The organism is Streptomyces sp. NPDC002845, from assembly GCF_053591955.1.
Genome location: NZ_JBSFUU010000173.1, coordinates 1 through 5,313, shown reverse-complemented (window position 1 = coordinate 5,313; position 5,313 = coordinate 1). Strand labels below are relative to the sequence as shown.

Here is a 5,313-nt window from a genome sequence, read left to right as displayed (position 1 = left end):
AGTTCTACCGGGGCTCCGCTTCTTACGTCCCGAGTCACCGCAGATCAGCGCGTACTTGTCAGCGCCTCCGAAGCCGTAACTTCACGGCCTTGCCCGAAAGGGTGCCCACGTGGATCAGGTGAGCCTATGAAGCTCCGAAGCAAAGACGCCTGAACCGAAGGACAAGTTGGATGCCGAAGCCGCAGATGCAGGAGACGGCTCTGGCCGCGTCCCGAGCGGCCTCGGTGAACGGACCGGAGGACGAAGCACTCGACTGGCACGGCATCGACTGGGGCCAAACCGAGGAAAATGTACGGCGATTGAGGCAGAGGATCTTCAAGGCGACGCAGGAAGAGGACTGGAAGAAGGTCCGCAACCTGCAGAAGCTCATGCTGCGAAGCCGAAGCAACACGCTGGCCAGCGTGCGGCGGGTGACGCAGCGGAGCCGTGGTCGCAAGACCGCTGGCATCGACGGGGAGCGAGACCTCACCCCAGTGGAGAGGGGAAAGCTGGCGACCGAGATCCATCGGTCGTCCACGCCCTGGAAGGCCAGGCCGGTCAAGCGAGTGTTCATCCCCAAGAGCAACGGGAAGCAGCGACCGCTCGGTATCCCGGCTTGCTTGAGCCGAGCTGCGGGGAAAGCCCGCACGGCCGGTTCTGAGGGGGCCGGGGCCCAGCAATGGGCTCCGGCTACCCGACCAGAACATCTAGGGCCTGTCGTCAAATGTTGATCTTGCGTGGTGGATCATGGTCGGGTGATACGTCGTCATGAACTGTCTGATGCCGAGTGGGAGTTCGTCCGGCCGCTGCTTCCTTCCTCCTTGCGGGGGCGTAAGCGGCTGGATGACCGGAAGATTCTCAACGGGATCGTGTGGAAGTTCCGGACCGGTACGGCCTGGCGGGATGTGCCGGAGCGGTACGGTCCGTGGACCACGCTGCACACCCGGTTCCGGCGTTGGGCCAGGGACGGCACTTTCGAGCGGATGCTCACGGCCGCGCAGGCCGGAGCGGACGCAGCCGGTGACATCGACTGGCTGGTATCCGTCGACTCCACCGTGGTCCGTGCCCACCAGCACGCCGCCGGGGCCCGAAAAGGGGGCTCTCCAGCCCCTGCCTCGGGCGTTCCAAGGGCGGCCTGACCAACAAGATCCACCTGGCCTGCGACGCGCTCGGCCGCCCGCTCGCCTTCACCCTCACCGGCGGGAACACCAACGACTGCACCCAGTTCACCGCCGCAATGGAGGCGATACGGGTGCCCCGCCTCGGGCCGGGACGGCCCCGGGTGCGGCCCGACCACGTGCTGGGCGACAAGGGCCCTTGGCGTTCCCTTCTTGGCCCTCCTCGTATCCAGCCTTGACCGCGCGCTTCTCCTTCCACAGGTGGTAGAGGGCGATGGCGAGGATCGCGGTGCCGATCAGGTTGGCGACGAGGTGCCACCACACGCGATAGGTCACCAGCGCCGGGCCGGGATCAATTGCACCGAACCCGGTCGACAGACCGATCGCCTTACTGGCACCCAGGGCCACTGAGACCGTCAGAACGATGTGCTCAATACCGTGAATGCCCTGCATCCAGACGCCCATCTTGGCCCACTTGCGGGTCTTGAGGTGCCCGGTGGCTCGGCGGGTGATCTGCACGATGCCGACGAGGCCGGCGAGGAAGATGAAGTTTCCGGTCAGGTGCAGGATCTCCATGCCCAACGCGGGCTTGGTCGGGTCCACCTGGCCCATGCCACGCGCGAGGCCGTTCGCCCAAGGAGTCATCCAGGCAGGGGCGTACGGGTTCGCCACCCAGTATCCGGCCTGGGCGACGTGCTCCTGAAAGTGGCCTATCTGACCGATCACGCCAAGACCGATGACGGCGACCGCGGTCTTGTACAGCCAGGGGCGGACAGGTCCACGGTTTGCGTAGGCGAGTACGACAACTGCCGCCCACATGGCCACGGCCCAGCCGATGAACACGACGGCACCCCAGGTGTCCAGCGAGGACACGGCACCGCCCATCTCGTGACTGCCGTGGCCTGCGTGTGCAGAGGGCCCGTGGTCCATGGGTGGACTCCTTGTCCAGGTCGCGGTTGGTACTTCGGCTTATGGTCCCGCCACCGTAGGAATCCCCATTCCCAAGAGGCCACTCCACGTGTGCTGTGTTCATCCACAGGCACGGCGGCGTTCTGGTAGGGATGACCGTCGTTGCGGGGTGCAGAGCCCACGGCGGGTGCTCCAGGTGACGTGTACGGAAGGCCCGCTCAGCGCGGAAGGCACGTGCCGTGCTACGACGTCGCAGGTGTCATCACCGAGGTCGGCGACGGTGTGAGCGACTGGAGCGTGGGCGACGCGGTGGTGGCATGGCTGCCGATCGACGGGCCCGGCGCTGCCGCCGAGTACGCCGTGGCACCCGCGAAGACGCTGACGGCCGCTCCGCGTACGGGGGACCTGTCCGGTGCCGCGGCACTGCCGTCCGTCGCGCTGACCGCCTGGCAGGCGCTGTTCGAGCACGTCGCACTGACAGCGGGCCAGAGCATCCTCATCAACGGCGCCGGCGGCGCGGTGGGCGGGTACGCCGTCCAGCTCGCGGCACAGGCCGGCGCGTCGGTGACCGCGACCGCCGGCGCCGGCAGCGGTGACCGCGTCCGGTCCTACGGGGCCGAGCGGATCATCGACTACACCGCCACTGCGCTCCAGGAGGCGGTGGCCGGCGAGCAGTTCGACGTGGTGCTGAACCTGGTGTTCCTCGCCCCGGCAGAGCTCACGCAGCTGGCGGATCTGGTCGTCGACGGCGGCGCCTTCGCCAACACCGTTCCCCCGGGCCTGGCGCACACCGAGCGCGGGGTGCGCAACCTGCAGGTCTTCGGGCGCAGCGACGCGGGACAACTGGCCGAACTGGTCGCCCGGGTGGACGCCGGTGACCTGAAGATCCATGTGGCCCAGCGGCGGCCCCTGACCGAGCTGCGCGCTGTCCACGAGGAGCTCGCCGCCCAGAAGCTGCCCGGCAAGACCGTCCTGATCCCCTGAACCGGTGGCTCGGCGAGCGCCGCAGCCACCAGAACAAGGAGCATTGTGCCCATGTCTTCGACGTTGGAATCGGACGCTGTCGCATCAACCCTGAACCGGCTGCTGACAGCCGAGGACAAGCAGGATCTGGCGGCCGAATGGGCGGCGGCCGGCGTGGATCTGGGCGGTGACTTTCCCGTCGGGATGAGCGCCGCCGAGATGGCGGAACGCACGAAGGACATCATCATGTCCGTGTCCAGGGAGGGCGGGCGACTGCTCTACCTGCTCACCAGGGCCGTCAAGGCACGGACCGTCGTCGAGTTCGGCACCTCCTTCGGGATCTCGACGCTCTATCTGGCGGCCGCGGTGCGCGACAACGACGGCGGTCAGGTGATCACGACCGAGCTGCAGCAGGACAAGGCACGACGGGCGACGGAGAATTTCGCCGCCGCCGGGCTCGGCGATCTCGTCGACCTGCGGCTCGGTGACGCCCGGGAGACACTGCGGGAACTGCCCGAGCCGGTCGACCTGTTGCTGCTCGACGGATGGCTCGATCTCCGGCTCCCCATACTCCAGATCGTGGAACCTAGGCTGCGGCCAGGCGCCCTGGTGGTTGTCGATGACGTCGACCTCGACATCGGCCGCGGAGTCTACGAGGAGTTCCGCGACTACATCAACGACCCGGCCAACGGATACCTCTCCCTCACGCTCCCGGTCCACCAGGGAGTTCAGCTGGCCCTCAAGCTCGGCTGACGCATGAAGCAGCCGGCCGCGGCCACCGGGCTCATCCCCGATGTGGCCGCGGCCGGCTCGTTCTCGTGCTACTCCCCCGCCGCGATCACCATCCTGACGCTGTCGTCGACGAGGCGCTCGGCACGCTCCCGGGACACGGCCCCATCGATATAGGTGAAATTCCACGAGAGTTGACCCTGGCTGGTGGTCACCGAGGATCCGAAGTAGCCGACCACCGAGATCCCGCCCACGAACTGCGCCCCGGAGAGCCGCCAGGCGCCGAGCTCAGTGGGAAATGCGAATCGCCCGATGTTGGACACGAAGAAGTTGAAAGGTCCGTGTTCCTCGAAGTGCCGGACGAAGGGCTCGCTGTCGGCGACGCCGGCCGGTCCCTGGGCGGCGAGCAGGCTGAACACCTCATACTGTTCGCCGAGCTTCTTGCGCGCGGCGATGTCGTCCTTGATGAACCGAGCCATCGACCAGAGGTCGTCGGGCTGATAGCGAACCACTGAGTGCAACGCCGACACGAAGCAGCCGGCCTCGTCCTCGGACACCGCACGCCGAAGCTCGTCCCGGAGGGCGACCGGGGAGCCGACCGCGAAGTGCGCGGGTGGCGCGGCTGTGGCGTCGCGGGCCACCGCACAGGCCATCGCCGCGGCCAGCACACCGTGCAGCGTGGCCCCTTCCCGCTTGCACGCGAGCGTGAGCCCTTCCAGCACGTCGCTTGGCAGGGACCGGTGCAGCATCCGCGTCCGACGCTGGTCGAAGGGCACGAATCGCTCCGGCTCCAGCCGGCCCACGTCGTCCGTGGCCGCCGCGGTGTCTGCCCCGTCGGCCGCCTGCTCGCCGGACAGCGCGTGGGACGCCACGCGAAAGCGCTCCGGGAAGAGGGCTTCGAACGGCTCCGGAACGGGGCCGCGCGCGACGGCCGTCCGGCCGGGCGCCGGCGGCGCGGCGGCAAGCCGTACCCACTGGCGCAGCAGGGACAGTGCGGTCGTCCCGTCCGCAATGCAGTGCCCGACGGTGAGGATGAGGTCGTGGATCTGCTCCGGCCCGCTGATGAAGACGGCGCGGGCCAGCGGGCCGGACCTGAAGTCAAGGGGATCCGTCAGCTCGTGGCCGTCCACTTCACTCGCCTATCGCGAGTCCTCGGAGCCGGTCAGGTGCACCTCGCGCAGCACAATCGGCAGGTCCGTCGGCACGAACCGCGGCCCGCCGCCCGCCGGTTGCGGCGACGGGTCCGCTATGGCCGTCCGCAGCTGCGGATGCCGGTCCTGCAGCGCGCCGAGTGCGGTGCGCAGCACCTCCGCCGAGAGCTCCCCCTACGGACGCGGGCGCAGACGTTGAGCGTGGAGAGCTGATCGATGATCCAGTACCAGCGTTCCCCCGGGCTCAACTCGCGCGACGTGGCTACGCGCCCACCGGTGTCATTTTCCGTCAGGGCGCTCGATGCATTCATGGCAGACACTCCCCATCACTCTTCGCATGTCCGATGCCGGATCGGATAGTCGGAGGAGGCTACTGAGGTTGAACTCGCAGTGGCGGGCCGGTAGATCATCCGGCGCCCATGAGTAATCCGGTCTCGGTGAGGCAGCCGTCGATCAGCTCTGCC

Annotated in this window: 6 protein-coding genes and 1 pseudogene; 4 read left to right on the top strand and 3 right to left on the bottom strand. The window is 68.0% G+C overall.

Going from position 1 to position 5,313, the window contains the following annotated elements; genetic code table 11:
* Window positions 1–170: 170 nt before the first annotated feature.
* Complete coding sequence (locus ACWD3C_RS47700) at window positions 171–710, top strand: reverse transcriptase N-terminal domain-containing protein (RefSeq protein ID WP_451154955.1); 540 nt, start codon at window positions 171–173, stop codon at window positions 708–710.
* Between the two features lie 6 nt (window positions 711–716).
* Window positions 717–1,294 (top strand): annotated as a pseudogene (locus tag ACWD3C_RS47695) (IS5 family transposase); the annotation flags it as partial.
* On the opposite strand, the gene ACWD3C_RS47690 reads toward ACWD3C_RS47695, so the two are convergent.
* Window positions 1,206–2,027, bottom strand: a complete 822-nt coding sequence (locus ACWD3C_RS47690; protein WP_451154953.1) for a DUF6008 family protein — start codon at window positions 2,025–2,027, stop codon at window positions 1,206–1,208. The pseudogene ACWD3C_RS47695 and the gene ACWD3C_RS47690 overlap by 89 nt on opposite strands.
* Before the next feature lie 213 nt (window positions 2,028–2,240).
* Here ACWD3C_RS47690 and ACWD3C_RS47685 point away from each other — a divergent pair, with 213 nt between their 5' ends.
* Window positions 2,241–2,990 (top strand): NADP-dependent oxidoreductase, encoded by a 750-nt coding sequence (locus tag ACWD3C_RS47685; protein WP_451154951.1) that lies wholly within the window; start codon window positions 2,241–2,243, stop codon window positions 2,988–2,990.
* A gap of 51 nt (window positions 2,991–3,041) precedes the next feature.
* Window positions 3,042–3,722, top strand: a complete 681-nt coding sequence (locus tag ACWD3C_RS47680; RefSeq protein ID WP_451154949.1) for an O-methyltransferase — start codon at window positions 3,042–3,044, stop codon at window positions 3,720–3,722.
* Window positions 3,723–3,790: 68 nt separating this feature from the next.
* Here ACWD3C_RS47680 and ACWD3C_RS47675 read toward each other — a convergent pair whose 3' ends face one another.
* Both ACWD3C_RS47675 and ACWD3C_RS47670 read right to left on the bottom strand, forming a co-directional pair.
* Window positions 3,791–4,828 (bottom strand): phthiocerol/phthiodiolone dimycocerosyl transferase family protein, encoded by a 1,038-nt coding sequence (locus tag ACWD3C_RS47675; RefSeq protein WP_451154947.1) that lies wholly within the window; start codon window positions 4,826–4,828, stop codon window positions 3,791–3,793.
* A gap of 9 nt (window positions 4,829–4,837) precedes the next feature.
* Window positions 4,838–5,005 carry a hypothetical protein gene (locus ACWD3C_RS47670; RefSeq protein WP_451154945.1) on the bottom strand — a complete coding sequence of 56 codons (168 nt, stop codon included), beginning with the start codon at window positions 5,003–5,005 and terminating at the stop codon, window positions 4,838–4,840.
* Window positions 5,006–5,313: the final 308 nt, after the last annotated feature.

Excerpts from the sequence above, each read along its gene's own strand:
- ACWD3C_RS47690 (WP_451154953.1), bottom strand. The coding sequence starts at position 2,027 with ATGGACCACGGGCCCTCTGCACACGCAGGCCACGGCAGTCACGAGATG.
- ACWD3C_RS47700 (WP_451154955.1), top strand. The coding sequence starts at position 171 with ATGCCGAAGCCGCAGATGCAGGAGACGGCTCTGGCCGCGTCCCGAGCG.
- ACWD3C_RS47680 (WP_451154949.1), top strand. The coding sequence starts at position 3,042 with ATGTCTTCGACGTTGGAATCGGACGCTGTCGCATCAACCCTGAACCGG.